The 17,118-nt window shown below is 43.4% G+C and carries 18 protein-coding genes and 1 pseudogene; 8 read left to right on the forward strand and 11 right to left on the reverse strand.

The features are described 5' to 3' along the window. Positions 1 to 43: 43 nt before the first annotated feature. The 5 genes from UNDKW_RS09855 to UNDKW_RS09875 all read right to left on the reverse strand — a co-directional run bounded on the left by UNDKW_RS09855 (position 44) and on the right by UNDKW_RS09875 (position 1,485). Positions 44 to 259: a hypothetical protein gene (locus UNDKW_RS09855; RefSeq protein WP_162058538.1), complete on the reverse strand. Its 216-nt coding sequence runs from the start codon at positions 257 to 259 to the stop codon at positions 44 to 46. 37 nt (positions 260 to 296) lie between these two features. Beyond that, positions 297 to 539 (reverse strand): hypothetical protein, encoded by a 243-nt coding sequence (locus UNDKW_RS09860; protein ID WP_162058539.1) that lies wholly within the window; start codon positions 537 to 539, stop codon positions 297 to 299. A 114-nt stretch (positions 540 to 653) separates the two neighbouring features. Next, positions 654 to 842, reverse strand: a complete 189-nt coding sequence (locus UNDKW_RS31125) for a helix-turn-helix transcriptional regulator (protein ID WP_162058540.1) — start codon at positions 840 to 842, stop codon at positions 654 to 656. Then, entirely contained in the window at positions 832 to 1,218 is a 387-nt protein-coding gene (locus UNDKW_RS09870) for a hypothetical protein (RefSeq protein ID WP_162058541.1), read from the reverse strand. Before UNDKW_RS09870 ends, UNDKW_RS31125 begins: the two co-directional genes overlap by 11 nt. Positions 1,219 to 1,248: 30 nt before the next feature. Further along, positions 1,249 to 1,485, reverse strand: a complete 237-nt coding sequence (locus UNDKW_RS09875) for a hypothetical protein (RefSeq protein WP_162058542.1) — start codon at positions 1,483 to 1,485, stop codon at positions 1,249 to 1,251. Positions 1,486 to 1,897: 412 nt separating this feature from the next. On the opposite strand from UNDKW_RS09875, the gene UNDKW_RS09880 reads away from it, so the two are divergent. Both UNDKW_RS09880 and UNDKW_RS09885 read left to right on the forward strand, forming a co-directional pair. Further along, complete coding sequence (locus UNDKW_RS09880; protein ID WP_162058543.1) at positions 1,898 to 3,559, forward strand: site-specific DNA-methyltransferase; 1,662 nt, start codon at positions 1,898 to 1,900, stop codon at positions 3,557 to 3,559. A gap of 12 nt (positions 3,560 to 3,571) precedes the next feature. Continuing rightward, positions 3,572 to 6,259, forward strand: coding sequence for a DEAD/DEAH box helicase (locus UNDKW_RS09885; RefSeq protein WP_162058544.1), 2,688 nt, complete (start codon positions 3,572 to 3,574; stop codon positions 6,257 to 6,259). Between the two features lie 48 nt (positions 6,260 to 6,307). Here UNDKW_RS09885 and UNDKW_RS09890 read toward each other — a convergent pair whose 3' ends face one another. Next, positions 6,308 to 7,579, reverse strand: a complete 1,272-nt coding sequence (locus tag UNDKW_RS09890; RefSeq protein ID WP_162058545.1) for a Y-family DNA polymerase — start codon at positions 7,577 to 7,579, stop codon at positions 6,308 to 6,310. A gap of 9 nt (positions 7,580 to 7,588) precedes the next feature. Further along, positions 7,589 to 8,014 (reverse strand): LexA family transcriptional regulator, encoded by a 426-nt coding sequence (locus tag UNDKW_RS09895; RefSeq protein WP_162058546.1) that lies wholly within the window; start codon positions 8,012 to 8,014, stop codon positions 7,589 to 7,591. A gap of 70 nt (positions 8,015 to 8,084) precedes the next feature. Between UNDKW_RS09895 and UNDKW_RS09900 the strand changes: the two genes are divergently transcribed. After that, on the forward strand, positions 8,085 to 8,285 hold the full coding sequence (locus UNDKW_RS09900) for a hypothetical protein (RefSeq protein ID WP_162058547.1): 201 nt from the start codon (positions 8,085 to 8,087) through the stop codon (positions 8,283 to 8,285). An 89-nt stretch (positions 8,286 to 8,374) separates the two neighbouring features. Further along, complete coding sequence (locus UNDKW_RS09905) at positions 8,375 to 9,754, forward strand: ATP-binding protein (protein WP_162058548.1); 1,380 nt, start codon at positions 8,375 to 8,377, stop codon at positions 9,752 to 9,754. 440 nt (positions 9,755 to 10,194) lie between these two features. Here the strand turns inward: UNDKW_RS09905 and UNDKW_RS09910 are convergent, their stop codons facing one another. The 3 genes from UNDKW_RS09910 to UNDKW_RS09920 all read right to left on the reverse strand — a co-directional run bounded on the left by UNDKW_RS09910 (position 10,195) and on the right by UNDKW_RS09920 (position 12,808). Continuing rightward, a complete protein-coding gene (locus UNDKW_RS09910; RefSeq protein ID WP_162058549.1) occupies positions 10,195 to 11,229 on the reverse strand; it encodes a DUF4062 domain-containing protein in 1,035 nt (344 codons plus the stop codon). Between the two features lie 91 nt (positions 11,230 to 11,320). After that, positions 11,321 to 12,169, reverse strand: a complete 849-nt coding sequence (locus UNDKW_RS09915) for a hypothetical protein (RefSeq protein ID WP_162058550.1) — start codon at positions 12,167 to 12,169, stop codon at positions 11,321 to 11,323. A gap of 81 nt (positions 12,170 to 12,250) precedes the next feature. Continuing rightward, complete coding sequence (locus UNDKW_RS09920; RefSeq protein WP_370529128.1) at positions 12,251 to 12,808, reverse strand: DUF4113 domain-containing protein; 558 nt, start codon at positions 12,806 to 12,808, stop codon at positions 12,251 to 12,253. Positions 12,809 to 13,088: 280 nt separating this feature from the next. Between UNDKW_RS09920 and UNDKW_RS09925 the strand changes: the two are divergent. From UNDKW_RS09925 to UNDKW_RS09940, 4 genes and pseudogenes are all read left to right on the forward strand, one after another. Beyond that, positions 13,089 to 13,839 (forward strand): annotated as a pseudogene (locus UNDKW_RS09925) (IS5 family transposase). A 181-nt stretch (positions 13,840 to 14,020) separates the two neighbouring features. Then, positions 14,021 to 14,653 carry a hypothetical protein gene (locus UNDKW_RS09930; RefSeq protein WP_162058552.1) on the forward strand — a complete coding sequence of 211 codons (633 nt, stop codon included), beginning with the start codon at positions 14,021 to 14,023 and terminating at the stop codon, positions 14,651 to 14,653. A 136-nt stretch (positions 14,654 to 14,789) separates the two neighbouring features. Beyond that, on the forward strand, positions 14,790 to 15,023 hold the full coding sequence (locus tag UNDKW_RS09935) for a hypothetical protein (protein WP_162058553.1): 234 nt from the start codon (positions 14,790 to 14,792) through the stop codon (positions 15,021 to 15,023). Between the two features lie 203 nt (positions 15,024 to 15,226). Next, positions 15,227 to 15,592: an agenet domain-containing protein gene (locus tag UNDKW_RS09940; RefSeq protein WP_162058554.1), complete on the forward strand. Its 366-nt coding sequence runs from the start codon at positions 15,227 to 15,229 to the stop codon at positions 15,590 to 15,592. A gap of 24 nt (positions 15,593 to 15,616) precedes the next feature. Here the strand turns inward: UNDKW_RS09940 and UNDKW_RS09945 are convergent, their stop codons facing one another. Beyond that, the gene (locus UNDKW_RS09945) at positions 15,617 to 16,720 is read right to left on the reverse strand and encodes an acyltransferase (RefSeq protein ID WP_162058555.1); all 1,104 of its coding nucleotides are present in this window, start codon (positions 16,718 to 16,720) and stop codon (positions 15,617 to 15,619) included. Positions 16,721 to 17,118 lie beyond the last annotated feature (398 nt).

Consider the following 17,118-nt stretch of genomic DNA (forward strand, 5'->3'; position numbering starts at 1 on the left):
TGGGCCAGAATTTCTGGCCCATTTTTTAACAATACACTATCAATTAATTTGCTACATGCGTCATTATTCCGACTATTTCATTTATATCAATATAGCTGTAGTACGTTGTATTTTTCAAAACGATCACTTCGTCTGAAACTATACCGTCTATCATTCCTATGACTTCCTTGCCGCTGCGAAGAATAATAGTAACGTTTCTAGTATCTTCGTCTACTGCGCTATTTAATTTTTTTAAAAGTTTATGTATTTGGGCGTTCATTTTTAGGCCGTATAAGTTTATCAGTGTTGATTTGATTTCAATCTTCCCAGATTGTGGTCGCACCGCGATTTACCCAGATGCGCTTTGAATCGTTTTCTGCACTGAGCTCCTGGACCCATTCGCCGGCAACAGCATTTTTACCAAACTTGCTGGAAGTGTAGTAGCTGATCCCCTTGTATACAATTGAAACCGCTTGGCCGTTATGAAAATCTACTTCTGCGGTTTGATGGCCGATACTTCTGCCATTTAAATCGAATGCTGGGGCGGTAATATGTTGCATCGTTTGGTTCCTTTCGTTTGAGACCGATTCGTCGGTTGGCGCTAAACAGTGTTGTGCTGTCTATGTGTTAATAATAGTCTCAATTTGAGACTATTGCAAGCGGGTAAAGAAAATTTATTTTTCCTCTGTCCACGGCGCAAGACCGTTTGCAATCGCGGCGCATGCCAGGCCAATGTGAAAAGGGATGCTGCTGCCAGCGATATACCTGGCGTAAGTGGCTCGACTGACTCCCAGGGCCTTTGCGGCGCTATCATAGGTTAGCTTCATTGTGGCCTGCCAGGCGATTAAGTCTTTAGTCTTCATCGTCCCCCCCTAATAGTCCCATAGCGTCATCTCTCAGCAGACGGTTAATGATCGCGTCATCGCATGCCTTTCTAAGCGTTTCCGGTTCTGGTTTGGGATCGAGCCAAACAAAATCGGACATGGCCACGCCATGAGTCTGGCACACATATATTTCTTTTAATCCATCTGGCATTAAGCCAACGGTGCTAACTAGAGGTATTTCGTTTTTGTGACCGTCAGCAGGATGGTTATCTTGTCTCAGTCGGCAGATGAACCGAGGGTAACGGGTATGAGTTAGAAATTCGTCCGTGCCAAGACAAACATCACTTTCATCGGAAGTGGCCGTACCCCAAATGAATTGGGGTAGCTTGTTGAATGCTGAATTTTTAGATGACATGGTGTATGGCCCCGTTTCGGGGCCAGGTGGTTAATTGACTAACAGGGAGGAAAAAGATGGCTGCGTAACGTTAAAACCGACTTGCCTTAGTTGCGCTGCCGCTGTTTGGGCTAATGCCGCACAATAGTCTCTGTGCAAGTTCTCATTGAATTCTATGGCGCCATCTTCAATACGAACGATCCAATCTAGCGCTGCAACACCTAGTTTCCATTGGGGTAATTCATAAACATCTGGGATTGCATTAAAAATTTGTTGCTTGGTAATCATGATTTTCCTTTCGTTTGGGACCGAATCGTCGGTTGGCGTCAATCAGTACTTGGCAGTTAATTTTTTAGATTATAGTCTCAATATGAGACTAATGGAAGCAAATTGATATTGTTCTTTGGTAATATTGACTGTTTTTTAAACTAGGCAAGGTGGTGTTCATTGGTAAGCATCGTTTTCGTTAATTCGATATGAACATGCAGCCGACATGCAATTTAGCTGCTTTTTGTGGATATAATTCGCGACCCCGATACACTCAATTCTTAGGTCTCGTGCATTCTAGAACACAGGCAAGCCTATTGGTGACCAAAGTCCCAACGATTTCCAACTGAAATCAAGGAGTAGTGGTGGGTTCGGGTGTTCGAATGTGAGAATTCAAAAATTATAATAGCTGTATCCAACATGGAATATTAAGATGCCGACACTGACTTGGGTAGGAAAAGACAAGGTGGTTAATCACCATCATGAAGTACCATTTCGCGTGTTGAATAAGCAGTATAGTTTTAGTCAGCCTTCAAGCCATAAGGACCATCAGAAAGATCAGTTGCAGCTTTACAGCTCACCAAAATCTTCAAGCAATTCGCAAGCTAATTCTGTAAATAACCGGATAATCCATGGCGACAATCTCGAAGCATTGAAGAGTTTGCTTCCCGAATTTGAAGGGAAAGTAGATTGTATTTACATTGATCCTCCGTACAACACCGGCAATGAGGCTTGGGTCTATAACGATGCTGTAAATGATCCGAAGATAAAGAAATGGTTGGGGCAAGTTGTAGGCAAGGAAGGAGAGGATCTATCAAGGCATGATAAATGGCTGTGTATGATGTATCCGCGACTTAAGCTACTTCAGCGGTTGTTATCAAGTAATGGTTTTTTCTTTGTGAGTATTGATGCATTCGAATTCGGTCATTTAAAGGTATTGCTAGACGAGATCTTTGGTGTGCAGAATTTTCGAAATTGCATAGCCGTCCGCCGTGGTGTAAAAAATGTTCAGTCTCAATTCGATGAGTTGCAGGCACTTTCATTGGGGCATGAATATATTTTTCTATATTCAAAAAATACATCTTCAAAATTACCTAAGCTAACAAAAGCACACGATGAAGTTAAGGCGGGCAAGTGGGATACGTTCTGGAGAGGTACCGATCGGCCTACCATGCGCTACGAAATTTTTGGTGTAAATCCCCCTTCTGGTCAATGGCGATGGGAGAACGGAAGAACAAGCAGAGCAATAAATAACTACTTGGATTTCAAAGCCAACCACGCTCAACATATTTCAATAGATGATTTTTTCCTAGATCGCCTTCAAGCGACAAATGAGAAGTTGGATTTTGTTCGATTGAGCGAAAATGGAGTTGTTCAGTATTATGTGCCTCCGCAGGGAAGTAAGCTCGCTAATGACCAATGGATGGATATTACGCTTTCAGGAGCATTTACTGATTTTGATACGGAAAAGAATGTTGAAGTCCTTGATCGTATTGTTGGATGGATCACTGGCGAGAATCCAAATGCAATCATTCTCGACTCATTCGCTGGGTCAGGTACCACTGCGCATGCGGTTCTGAATCTAAATGCAAAAGATGGCGGCAATCGTCGCTTTATCTTGGTTGAAACTATGGACTATGCGGAAACCATGACAGCACAACGTGTTCGACGCGTCATGACTGGCTACGGGGAAGGCAGTAAATCAGTACCTGGACTCGGTGGTAGTTTTGATTTTTACACCATTGGCGAACCAATTTTTCTAGATGATGACAATTTCAATGAGTCGATCGGCATTAGTGTAATTCGGGATTATGTTGCCTTCACTGAAGGGATCTTAGAATCTGACCGAGTAGGGCAAGACAATCCTTATTCACCACATCTGCTGGGCTTAAATAGTGAAATAGCTTGGTTGTTTAACTATGAGTTGGATAAGGTTACAGTGCTCGATCTACATTATCTGGCAGGGATACGTTTCGGGTTAAAAAAGCCGCAGTTTTCCATCATTTATGCCGATCGTTGTCTATTGGACGAAGCATTCATGACCAAACATGGAATTAGTTTTAAAAAAATTCCACGCGACATTACACGATTTTAAAAAGAGATAATGATGGATCTTAAACCTTATCAACAACGTGTGATTGATGATTTATGCGCGTTCCTGGCAAAATTGGAATCGTCGCGTCGAATAGATCGTGCGTTTCATGAACTATGGTCGGAACGTGGCGTAACTGCTATGGAGCGATACAAAAACAATGTGGCTGGTGTACCGCATGTTTGCGCAAAGGTACCTACCGCCGGAGGTAAAACCTACATTGCGGTCAATGCGCTAAAGCCAATATTTGAAGCATTTCGCCGCCATAACCCTAAACGCCCAACTTTCGTTGTGTGGCTGGTACCGTCATTAACTATCCTTGACCAAACAGTTGGAGCTCTTTCAGATAAAGATCATCCATACCGCAAGCGCTTAAACGCACTATTTCGAAACAAAGTAGAAATTTACGAAAAAAAGGATTTACTGCAGGGAGCGGGGTTTTCTTTAGACACCGTCCGTGAGCAGTTGTCTATTGTAGTCATGAGTTTCGATTCACTTCGGGCAAAAAACAAAGAAGATAGAAAAATATTTCAGGATAACGGCTATCTTGCATCATTTCTAAATGACGATGATGAGGCAAGTATGGATTTTCTTTTGCCGCAACACGACGCGTCTTCTTTGATTAATGTTATTCGTAGAATGAAGCCAGTAGTTGTCGTTGATGAGAGTCATAACGCCGAGACAAAGCTGTCGGTGGATATGCTTAACGACCTGAATCCACACTTTATATTTGACCTCACAGCAACACCAAAAAATAATAGTAATATCATTAGCTTTGTCGATGCTATGCAGCTTAAAAAGTACAATATGGTGAAGTTGCCAGTAATTGTAGCGAACCGTAAAGACAAAAATGAAGTTATTGAAGCTGCATTGATACTTCGGCGGCAGTTGGAGTCGATTGCCATTGAAGAGGAGACGAAGGGCGGAAAAAAAATACGTCCGATAGTGCTATTTCAAGCGCAGCCGAAAACCGCAGACGACAACACCACGTTTGAAAAGATTAAGCAGACGTTAATTGATCTAAAAATACCGGAAGAGCAAATTAAGATAAAGACGGCGAATGTCAATGAATTAAAAGCAATTGACTTGATGGCCGACGACTGTCAAGTTCGGTTCATTATCACCATTAATGCCCTAAAAGAGGGGTGGGACTGTCCCAACGCTTATATTCTTGCCGCATTGGGTGATAAATCATCTGCAGTTGATGTCGAGCAAATCCTTGGGCGTATCCTTCGAATGCCTCATGTGCGTAAACACGGTAACGATTTACTCAATATGAGTTATGTGTTCACAGCTAGCAATCGTTTTGCTGAGACACTTGATAATGTCGTTAAGGCTCTGAATCGATCTGGCTTCTCCGATAGAGATTATCGCTCTTTAAATATGGACGATGCAGCATCGAGAAACGATCTTCAATTGCCAGGACAAGGTCAAAAGCCAGACGATCTGTTTAGCCGAGAACATGCAGCAGCTCATACTAGTAATAAGGCACATGATGCTGAAAACGATACAGAAATCGACATTGCAAAAGTTGCTGCAACATTAAAGCAGGCTGAATTACAAGGTGATCTGTGCACTGATCAGGCTATTTCGACAAATGTAAATACTTTTGTGGATTCGATCACAGCGCAGGCCAGCGCCGAAAATCATGCGTATGAGGAAGCCGCAAAAGGTACTGAAACTGACAGCTTGCCTTTCGAACTGGAAACAAAAATGAATAAGCACCGTTTGAAGGACTTGTTCCGCGAAGATGCATTGAGTCTAAAACTTCCGCAGTTCTTTATTAAAGTGGAAACCGGCGGTTTTTTTAACGAGGACGAGGAATTTCAACTGGTTGAACGAGATCATTTGTTGAAAGAGTTTAAGTTAAGCAATTTGGATGCAACTATAAATTTTGCTGGTGTAGATAGTGAAATGTATAAGGTTGATCTAGAGCAAATTGGTGAGGAAGAATATGCTCCAAAGCCATTTAAGATTGATAAAAAAAATCGTCAGCGATTTAACGGAATCATCCTCTCTCAATCACGTGATATGCAAATATTGAGTTTGACGAATCGACTGTTTGACCTAATTGGGAATCTTTATCCGATTGACGATAATGATGCCAAGCGATATCTGGCCCGTATAATCGAGGAAATGGATGAGGAACAAATTAGAGATTGCCTCGACCGAGATGTGGCGTATGTTAAAAAAATTCGACAAAAAATTGATTCGCTTGCAAATGTTCATGCAAAAAAACAATTCCATGATTTGTTAGATGTAGAGAAAATTTCTACGCGACCATATTACTCATTGCCAGATAGCATAGCGCCAAGCGCAAATGCGCCAGCAATTCCCAGAAGCCTGTATGTTACGGAAGCATCGATTGGTAATTTCGAGAGGCATATAATTAATGAAATAGCTGATCTAGAGAACATTCTCTGGTGGCATCGTAATCTATCGAAAGGGAAAGGATTTCGTATCAACGGCTTCATCAATCACTACGCCGACTTTATTTTGAGGACGAAGTCAGGAAGAATCATCATTCTTGAGACGAAAGGTGACGATCGTGATAATTCCGACTCGGAATTTAAATTGGAGCTTGGAAAGCTTTGGGAAAGTAAGATTGGGGGCGCGTATAAATATATGATGGTTTTTGAGACTAATCCTATCCCTGGTGCAGAAAATTTATCAGACGCACTTAAGAAACTTTCGCAGCTTTGATTTTATTGAATTAAAAAAAAACTGCGAGGTGTATCTGTTTCGCAAGAACTACCTGCAAACCGGAAAGTCATCCCAAGTCGTCGTATAGGACGGCGACTTGGCCTCCATCCTCATTTTCCACGAATGCCTACTACCATCCTGGCTTAGCTTCAAAGTACCTTTACCATATCGCCTGTTGACCTGATCCAGCACGTCCATTAGTTCAGGTTTTTCCTTCGCCTCAGAAAACATGTCGCCCTGGTACGTCGTTGTCGGGGAAATTTCACTTAGGATCACCCCAGCCTTTTTGTACTCGTATCCTTGCTTGAAAATACTGTTCAGTGCAGCCATTGCATAGCGTTGCAGCGTGATGGTGTTGCAAGTTGGCTGAACCAATGGAACAGCAATACATGGGTTGTATTGCGGCAGCTCGGTTCTGAAACGGTTGGTCTGTATGAATACCTGCAACATGCCAGCTATGGAGTCTTGGTCCCGCAGCTTGCGGGCAGCGTTGCTGACGAAGTGGGCGAGGGCGTCCTGTAGATCTTCGATTGCTGTGACGTTCTTGCCAAAGCTGCGGCTGTTGATGATTTGTTTCTTCGCTGGTGCGGCCTCGTCCAGCTCAATGCATGTCTCCCCCCGTAGTTCTCTGATCGTCTTTTCCATCACGACTCCAAACTTATTGCGCAGGCTGGCCACGTCACTATCCCGAAGCTGCAACACGGTATCGATGCCGTAGGCGCTCAAGGATGCAGTCAGCTTGCGACCTATGCCCCAAACTTCTTCTACCGGGAGATTTTTAAGTACGCTGTCCACCTGGTTCGATGAAAGCAGATTGAAATTAAAAACACCGGCAGACCGTGGATGCCGCTTCGCCATGAAGTTCGCCAGCTTTGCCAGGGTTTTGGATTGCCCCACACCCACGCAAACCGGGATGCCGGTGTCTGTCATGACCTTCTGACGCATCGCTCTTGTGCGCGCCACGATGTCATCAAAGCCAGTCAGGTCCAGAAACGACTCATCAATACTATAGACCTCATGGACTGGCGAGTATTCTGCCAATATGGACATCACCCGGTTACTCAAATCAGCGTACAGGGCATAGTTGCTGCTGAATACCGCGATGTTATGCTTCTTGACCAGGTCAGCCACTTCAAAGATCGGGCCACCCATCTTGATACCGAGGGCCTTCGCCTCCTGGCTGCGACTTACGGCACACCCGTCATTATTGCTGAGCACGACCACAGGCCGGTTCAACAGATCCGGGCGAAACAGGCGCTCACAGGAAACATAGAAATTATTGCAGTCAATGAGGGCAATGCTGCGCGGCCCGGCATCCATGCTTAATCCTCAGATGTTGGTAAGCCGGTGCAGGTTAAAAGTAACCACACCCCAGATCCGCAGCTCCTGCCCGTCCTTAAACAAGATTTCAGGGAAAGCAGGATTCTCTGCAAGCAGCTTGATGACCTGGCCGCGCTTGTACAAACGCTTTACGCAAAATTCTTCATCGACAATTGCCAGCACAATCTGATTGTGCGCCGGCACAATCGAGCGGTCCACAATCAGGGTGTCACCGTCATAAATCCCAATATCCCGCATCGATTCGCCGCTTACCCTAAACAGAAAGCTGGCATTCTCATTGAGCAGCAAATGCTCATTCAGATTGATTCGACCCTGGGCGTAGTCAGCCGCAGGGGAGGGGAAGCCAGCCTGCACGGATGTACCGAATAGGGTTAATGGCGTTGCAATCGTTGAAATGGAGAGAGGTGCGTTCATGAATTTATGCTGTATATGTAATCAGTATAAATAGCATGTTAGGTAAGAGCAAGGGGATATTGGCCTGAAAATGAGGTTGATACTTAAGCAAGGTATCGATGAGCGTCACCCAGCGATTGTGGACATGCTCAATGAGTTCAAATCGCGCTACACTTTGTTAGACAACATGAGTCGTAAAACTGCTGAGGCGGTGATAGTCATCACGATCGCTTTGCTAGCGTATTCTGTTGCATTTTTATTTGAATTCGCGATAGATGAGGCAATCGATTGAAAAAAACAAACATACTTTCTTTAGTTCAAGCTAACAGATCGTTGAAGAAAGAGACTTTTGACAGTTACTTGAAACATTACGGAATAGCAATGAAGGCTGCCGAATTAGAAGACCTCGAAAGTTTTATTGGGGTTTTAACTGTGGAGGGGATCAGCCTAAATATTTTCGATTGTTTTTATGTTGGCTTCACAATACCTCAGATCGGAAAAGAATTTGATTTGTTGCGCTTTGGTGCGGAATATGTCATCAATATTGAGTTAAAAAAAATAAGTACTGAAGAGAAAATACAGAAACAGCTAGTCAGAAATAGATACTATTTGGGCAATCTTTGTAAGAAGGTATATAACTTTTCATTTATTGCAGAAAGCAAAAGTCTATTTATTCTTACTGATAATGATGACCTAGAAATGGTGGGTTTCGATTATCTGATTGGACTGCTAAAAGACCAGAAGGTTGATGATATTCAAAATGTTGAAGACCTATTTAATCCTTCCGATTTTTTAGTTTCCCCTTTTAACTCTACTCAAAAATTCTTAAACAAACAGTATTTCCTGACGCAGCAGCAAGAAGATATAAAAACTAAAATTATCAATTCAATAAGTATTGGCAAGACTGCCAATTTTGTATCTGTTGTAGGGGGGGCTGGTACTGGAAAGACTTTATTGATTTATGATCTGGTTAAAGAACTAAGGGAGCAAGGCAAAGATGTATTAATTTTGCACTGTGGATATCTAAATGCAGGGCAAGAAATGCTGAGGCAGCTTGGATGGCAGATAAGTCAAATAAAATACTTATCCTCACATGATCTTTCTAATTTTGATGTGGTAGTCATTGATGAGGCTCAGCGTATATATCCTGTGCAATTGGATCAAATAGTTAATACTTTAACTATGTCTAATGGTAATTGTATCTTCTCTTATGACAAGCGCCAAACGCTTGCTAAATCGGAGGAGGCGCACGACATTGACGGTAAAATAAGTAATATTAATTCGCTCACTAAGTATAAGCTCACAGAAAAGATCCGAACAAATAAAGAGATCGCTCTTTTTATTAAAATGCTTTTCAATAACCAACAAGCAATCAATGGAACTGTTCATGGAAGTGTTGAAGTCAACTATTTTCAAAATGTTGATGACGCGAAGCGCTATTTGGAATCAATAGATACAAGTAGATGGGAGGTGCTTAGGTTTACTCCGTCTCAATTTAATAGAGAACATCATGATCAGTACTCTGAAATTTCCGCGAAGACATCGCATAAAGTAATCGGGCAGGAGTTTGATGGTGTCGTTGTAACCATTGACAGGTATTTTACCTATAACCAAGATGGCGAATTAACCTATCTTGCTAAAGCTTATTACTATCCGGTCAAAATGCTCTTTCAGAACATGACTCGTGCAAGAAAAAGAATAAATTTGGTAATAATAAATAATGAAGAATTATTAAATAGATGTATAGCTATTTTGCAATAATTCTTAACCGATGCGAAAAAGGAGAATGGCATGGAAGCGTCGGTCATGGCGGATAGAACTGCCGTATTAAACGATTCATGTTTTTGTTAGCTCCAGGCCTCTAAGCACAATAAAAGTGGGCAAAAAAATACTTCACATCAATCGAAAGACAAATTGCAAGTCTTTGAAATTTAAAAATCAACTACGCACTATTTACGCATTTAAATTTTAAGTAATTGATTTTAAAAGAATCACTATTCCGGCCTCGGGCACCACGTACTTACTTCGCATATCATTGTAAAACCCCGCAAAGCCAATGAAATCAAGGCTCTGCGGGGTTTGTTGTTGGTTTTACGAATACGCAATTTGCCGCCTTAAACCACAATTTTCTGTTTCTCATTACGCCATTTTTACACCATAATTACGCCACTCAATCTTGGCAGATGTGAAAATGGCAAATATTAGTAAGCGTCCAATCTCTTGATTGCAACTATTTTTGTTAAATATTGGTCACCATATTTAGTCAGCGTCCAATACGGTGATTGGAGAGAGTCGAAATATATTTTCTCACTTTTACAAATTAAGTTGAGTGCTCGGAGTTGTATTTTGATGGAAGAGAAACTTGTTTCATCAATCTTAAAACAGTCTAACTTGCTAAACTCCATCTTCGGACCTCGATCACAGTATTCAAGAGTTTTAATAAAATCTGTCAATTTATCTTGCATAGTATCCTCACTCGTATCGACAATTAAGTGAGGTGCGATTACTGAAAATATCTTGTTCCATGAAAAACTGCAGCTACTTCGAATGTCTCTAGTCGTTATATAGTCGTCATCCCACTCTCTGTAGGTGTAACCAATTTTGAATTTGTCTTCGCCTTGTGCTAAATCTGCTGTTGGCTCCATAATCTCTTCTTTTGTTTTTGCCAATTCCTCCTTTAAAGCATCAATATGTCTTCGTAAATTTAATATTTCTATATTTGCTTCCATTGTTGGAACATCGGAGCCTCGAACCCAACCTGCGCCAGGAGCTTTGGTCATTTGTATAGATAGGCCCCGACTAACAATCGATCCGAGCTCTAACGCATTTTCCCAGTACTTGCAGTGCTTGCCTTGTACTTTGTGGCGAAAGTCCCTAAGTTTATGAGTGGACTCACTAATTTTCTCAGTTTTCCCTGCGGGAATTTTTTCAGGGTCCTTATGTAAAAAGGCTAAAATTGGTATTTGCCTTGATACTGCATAATCGTATTCCATTTCAGTATAGCTTTTGCCTTCTGGTCCGATCGATCCGTATCGACCGCCGAGAATCAACACGTAGTAATCGCAATCGTTTATAACGTTCCTAATTAAATCCCATTGATCTTCATCTGCAGCCGGAAATAGCTCCATTCCGGCAGGCATTACATCTAGCTCTAGTAATGCCTTCATAACTTCCTTCCTTTCGTCTTCAAGGTCGGTAAAAGTACTACTTATAAATACTTGATATTTTTTTTTCACGATTACTCCCTTGGCGGTGTCATTTGTATTGGATGAAGATCTCGGTAATTGATTAGAGGGACATCTGCGAAAATTTTTTTTTAGTTTCTCGTTACATCCGTGGAGGCGGCGATACTTGTTTGCATTTTAAAAACAAGTTTTTAATCCATTTATCATGTTCTGCCTTTATTTCATGAATTATTTTTTCTCGGACATTGGTCGAAATTTTATAAGTGTCTGGTGGAGGTCTGAGCTCAGGTACAGAAAGTATTAAGCTAATTTCGTTAATCTTTGTTCTTGGAATTATTGTTGTTTGTGCTGTTTCATAATTCCATAAAAACACATAATCGGTTGATGCACCTAGCATTGCATGACATTTATATGTTTGATCGATCGTTCTAATATCGTATCTGCTGGCTATACCTTGCTTGATATCGTGAGAATGGCTTACCATTGCCGAAGGCAGGCTTACCAATGAAAGAACAATTAAAGTAGGCGGCGCAAAAATGATGAAAAATCGAATCAGCTGCCCGTAAATGAATTCAAATATTTTTTCCAAAATTGATGGCCGTTTATTTGGGCGTTTTTTTTCTATTTTATCTTTTTGAATTTCTACCACTGACGGCGCCGTCACTTTTTCCTTGTTTTTTTGAATTGCCCCAAAACATATTATGAACAATGCAATGAAAAATATGCAACTTCCCGCTATTTTCCAGGCTTGGTTAGAGAATGCAGGCTTATATATATCCAAAAAACTTGAAAAATATGTGATTTCTATTCCAAATTCTTGATAAAACGAAATGCTTAAAAATAGGCATAAACCAGTAAATACAGTGGCGAATGATGCCGCTAGAGAAGTGTAATGGTCTTTTAGAAAGGCAAGAAGATACGATAGGTAACCAAGTTTCTTTTCTGAATCCTTATCAGGAGTTCCATTTGGCGGTTTATCTGAAGCTATCATTTTTTATGAAAATATTAGGGAGTTGTTATTTTGATTCTAATAAATGAATCATACTTGATTATCTTCATTCTGACTGTTGCATTACCTGCAAGTTGGAAACTCATCCCATGCCGTCGTATAGCATGGTGACTTGACTTCCATCCTCATCTTCCACGAATGCCTGCTGCCATCCTGGCTTAGCTTCAACGTACCTTTACCGTATCGCCTGTTGACCTGATCCAGCACGTCCATTAACTCAGGCTTTTCCTTGGTGTCAGAAAACATGTCGCCTTGGTATGTCGATGCTGGGGAAATTTCACTCAGGATCACTCCTGCCTTTTTGTATTCATATTCAGATTTAAAAATGCTGTTTAGTACAGCCATTGCATAGCGCTGCAGCGTGATGGTGTTGCACGTTGGTTGGATCAGTGGCACGGCGATACAAGGGTTGTATTGCGGTAGCTCGGTTCTGAAGCGGTTGGTCTGGATAAAAACTTGTAGCATCCCAGCGATAGAATTTTGGTCCCGCAGCTTGCGGGCGGCATTGCTGACAAAGTGGGCGAGGGCATCCTGCAGGTCTTCAATTGCGGTAACGTTCTTGTCAAAGCTGCGGCTGTTGATGATTTGTTTCTTCGCTGGTGCGGCCTCATCCAGCTCAATGCATGCCTCCTCCGTAGTTCCCGGATCGTCTTTCCATCACGACCCCAAACTTGTTGCGCAGGCTGGCCACGTTACTATCCCGAAGCTGCGGCACTGTGTCGATGTTATAGGCGCTCAAGGATATATTTGGCTATGCTGCATAGCCCTCTATGAAGTTCCGTAACACCTTGCTTGTAAGCTTTCGTCTGCTGACTAGGGCGTGTTGACATATCTATTTTGCATGAGGGCTGTTAACTTTTCCGAAAATGTGTTTACATCCTTGAATTTGGGCGAATCAAGGATGTCGAGAATGTTGTTGCGTGACGATCAATGGGCAAGAATAGAGAGGCTGTTGCCTGGACGAACAGGAGGCGGAGGCAGGGCTGGTGGAAATGACAGGCTGTTTATTGAAGCAGTGTTGTGGATAGCCCGCACAGGTAGTCCGTGGCGAGATTTGCCGGTTGAGTTTGGCTACTGGAACACGGTCTATACGCGCTTTGCGCGGTGGTCTGAGCGAGATAGTTGGCAAAGTATTTTTTCTGTGTTGCGAGAAGAAGCTGATTTTGAAGAGGTGTACCTTGATAGCACAGTGGTGAGAGCACACCAACACGCAGCGGGCGCTGCCAAAAAAAAGGAGAGCAAGCTCTTGGCCGTTCTCGCGGGGATTGACTACTAAAATTCATGTATGTGTGGAAGGCTTGGGGCAAGCAGCCCGTTTCCTGCTTACTGGGGGTCATTGTCATGATGTGACGCAAGCAGAGGCATTACTCAAAGACCTACAGCCAGGAGCAGTACTGGCAGACAAGGCTTACGATGCCAATGCTTTGATTGCGCGCATTCAAGAGAGAAATGCGAAGGTTGTGATCCCGTCAAAATCGAACCGGAAAGAGCCAAGAGAAATTGATGCTTTTCAGTATCGCAACCGCAATGTAATCGAACGGTTTTTTGCGAGAATCAAACAATTCAGACGAATTGCAACACGCTATGACAAGTTGGCTTCTCGCTTCGCCTCATTCTTCGCTATTGTGGCTTCTTTTGAATGGCTAAAATGATATGTCAACACGCCCTAGCGAAATGAATGGGCGTAAAAAAATGCATTTGTTTATTCGAATGCATTACAGTAAGTGTTTTTAACATAACGTATGAGTCAACCTTTATATGTCTGAGTGAGTCAAAGTTGGTGATGTGTATCTTGAATTACCCAAGGGATTTCCGAAGGCACCAATACGCACATTGGCAGAGAAACCCGAAAAGCCAGAAGCACTTGAAGTTCCTGCGTTTGTGCATATCCGTAACGATCCCGTTCAGGATTATCTTGACGGCTCAAACCGGGCTTCTCCCATTGAAAAGACCAATCAAGTTTCAGCAAAAGCTCCAGATATCATGGCAGAGTGGATTGCATTTTGCGGCGAGAAGAGTCGCCTTCCTGGATATTGGCTTCAATATCAAAAACAGGAGTCGAAGGACTGTGGCTACAATGTATATGCTTCACTGTTTGGACTGCAGTGGTTCTTTGTCAATAAGATGTATGTGAATGGAATTATCTCGTTATTTGTTGAGTTCGGACCTTTATTTGCCTACCTGGTCGCAACCTCATCCTTGAGTAATGACCATTGGATCAATGGCAGGGCAGGCATGGCAATGCTTCTTTGTGCTAGTTTACTAATGCGTATCGCTATTGGATTTTGGGCAAATATCGCCGTTTACAAACGTGCAAATGCAGAGATATCAAGAATTCGTGCTTTTAATCTGGATTCTGAAATGCATCTCTCACTTATTCGCAGTGCTGGAGCGCCGGCCTTAATGCCCGTCATATTACTTAACGTCTGCGTTGTAATCATTAAAGTGATGAGTTTGCGCCCGTAGTATGCGACGATCTTGGATATCATCCTTCAGACCTATTGTAGGCCAACTACTTTCTTGCGATTTCATTGTGTTTTATGGAATTAACATTACACTATGTGACGAGCAATCCTAAACTGATACGAAAAAGGTGATAGACATGGAATCTATGTATGAAGTTTTGACGTTAAATTTTAAATCCTCGACCGACGACAAAAAAAATGCGGTGACAATCCACATGAAAAGCGGTGTATCCCATTTTGGCTACGTCAGAGAAATAAGTGAAGCGTCGAAAATTGTAAAAATTCGCTTAGTTACTCCGAGTGGGAAATCATTTCAAGATGCCTATCTCGACATCGGCAGCATTGAATCGATCTTAGCTACCTCCGTCTGACTGTTATCCCGGCGTGGGAGTGCAAGCAAGTTTCCTGATTTTTGCCAGCCGGTCATGTTTGCGGATGGCGAAACCGGCCTTGCTGCTCTGATTCGCGTGATTCCCGGTTTGCATATCCTTTTCCCTGATCCTAAAATGGTGTGCGCGATATAGACTAAACAAGTCTGTCGTTGTGCTGATCTACCCACTTTTAGGAGAGCGTGATGAATGTCAAGAAATCTGCATTACTGTTTTCGCTGGCAATACTGACACTGTGTTTTTCATCTTCGGCTTTTGCAGAACTTTGTACGGTGGGGCGAGCGACGCAGGTGCTGTGGAAAGGTGATTGGTACAAGGCAACGATTACCGAGGCTTCGTCTGACAAGTGTAAGATTACTTATATTGGTTATACCGCCGACGATGATGAGTGGGTGGGGCCAGAGAGGCTCAAAATCAAGGTGCTGTGGAAGGGTGACTGGTATCCGGGCCGTGTGATAAAGAAAGAAGGGGCCAACTATCTGATAGGCTATGACGGCTATTCCAGCGATGACAATGAGATTGTTCCCCTGTCACGCATACAGGTACGCTAGTTTTAACCTCGCCACAAACATGATTCAATTTATCTGGGCCCGTTGACTTGGGCCCGGATACCACTTTGCCCGTATTTGCATGAATGGCGTCTCCACCAGGCAATACAGCAACCACCCGCCAAAGATACCCGCAGCAGTGACCAGAATAATAGTCAGTGGTGCTTCCGCGTCTATATGTCGTTTACCCAATTCCACAGCTATCAGCATGAACACAGGTTTATGCACCAGATAGACCGCGTATGACCACAACGCCAGTTGTGCGGCTCCGGGCAGGCGCAGGCGGTGCAGATAGCTGCTGGGGCTGAGGGCTGCCAGGGTGAGGATAGCGAAACTCATGGCTATCAGTGAAAAGCCCAGTGAGTTGACGATCATCAGCTTGTTGTAGTCGTCGCTGTTGATGCAGTACAGCACGCCGCCAGCGGCCAGCAGGCCGGTGAAGAGCAGGGCCTGGCCGTGGCGCATGAGTCTGTCATATAAGCCTGGGTGAAAATTCTTGAGCATGGCGATGGCAACGCCGGGGAGTAGTTCATCAAAGCGGCCAAAGCTGGAGTAGTAAACTTGCGCATCAAATGCAGGATGTCCATCCATAAATGCCATGCCGCGAAACAGCATGCCGCCGCCTATTGCTGCAATGAGCAGGCACCAGGCCAGCCATAGTGGGCTCTTGAGTCTGATCAGGAAGAGGCTGACTATGGGTAGTATCAGGTAAAACTGTTCTTCTATGCATAGCGACCAGGAGTGGGTGAAGGTTTGTCCGTATTCCAGCCCTATGTTTTGGGTGAATGTGAGGAACTGCCATAGCGGCGAGGTACTGCGCCCGGCCAGCGCAACGGGAAAAATAAAGTATGCAGCCAGCACGACGTAGTAGTTGGGCAGGGTGCGCAGCAGGCGTCTGGCGAAAAAATTCTTTAGCGACAGTGCTTGCCCATTGGCAGCGGCAGACATGATCTGGTTGCCTATCAGGTAGCCACTCAGCACAAAAAATAAATCCACACCTGCCCAGCCTATGTCTCCCGCAAAACCAAAGGTTTGGTGTTTGCTGACAAAGCCGCAGTAGTGTGACATGAGTACCAATAATATGGCGAGGGCGCGCAGGGTGTCGAGGCCATTGATTCTTTTGTGGGGCATTATTGTGTCGTTGATGCGGGAATAGTGTGAGGCCGGGTTTTGATGTTGCGCTATGACTTGTCAGACTCGCGGGTATCAATTGACAGGAATGGTTTTAATCATGGAGTGGTATGCAATCTTGAACTTGGCCAAGTGTGAAGCTTGATGCCAGGCCGGTTAGTGTCGCTGAATGTGTCATCACCTGCAAGGGGTTTTGGTGTCAACATTCCGGGTTTTTGTACCTGCATTTTGTAACAGATCGATCTCACATCATTAGCCAGTAGCCCAGTTTGAGACGGGCAGATATTTTTCTGCATTGTTCAATATGGTTTCGGGTTTGATACTGCTTGGACAGGGCCGCCCGTGATCTGAGTGAAATGTGCCCGTCAATGGCAGTGCTACGAAGTCACTGCCCGATC

It is taken from the genome of Undibacterium sp. KW1 (genome assembly GCF_009937955.1).
In the GTDB taxonomy this organism is placed as follows: domain Bacteria; phylum Pseudomonadota; class Gammaproteobacteria; order Burkholderiales; family Burkholderiaceae_D; genus Undibacterium.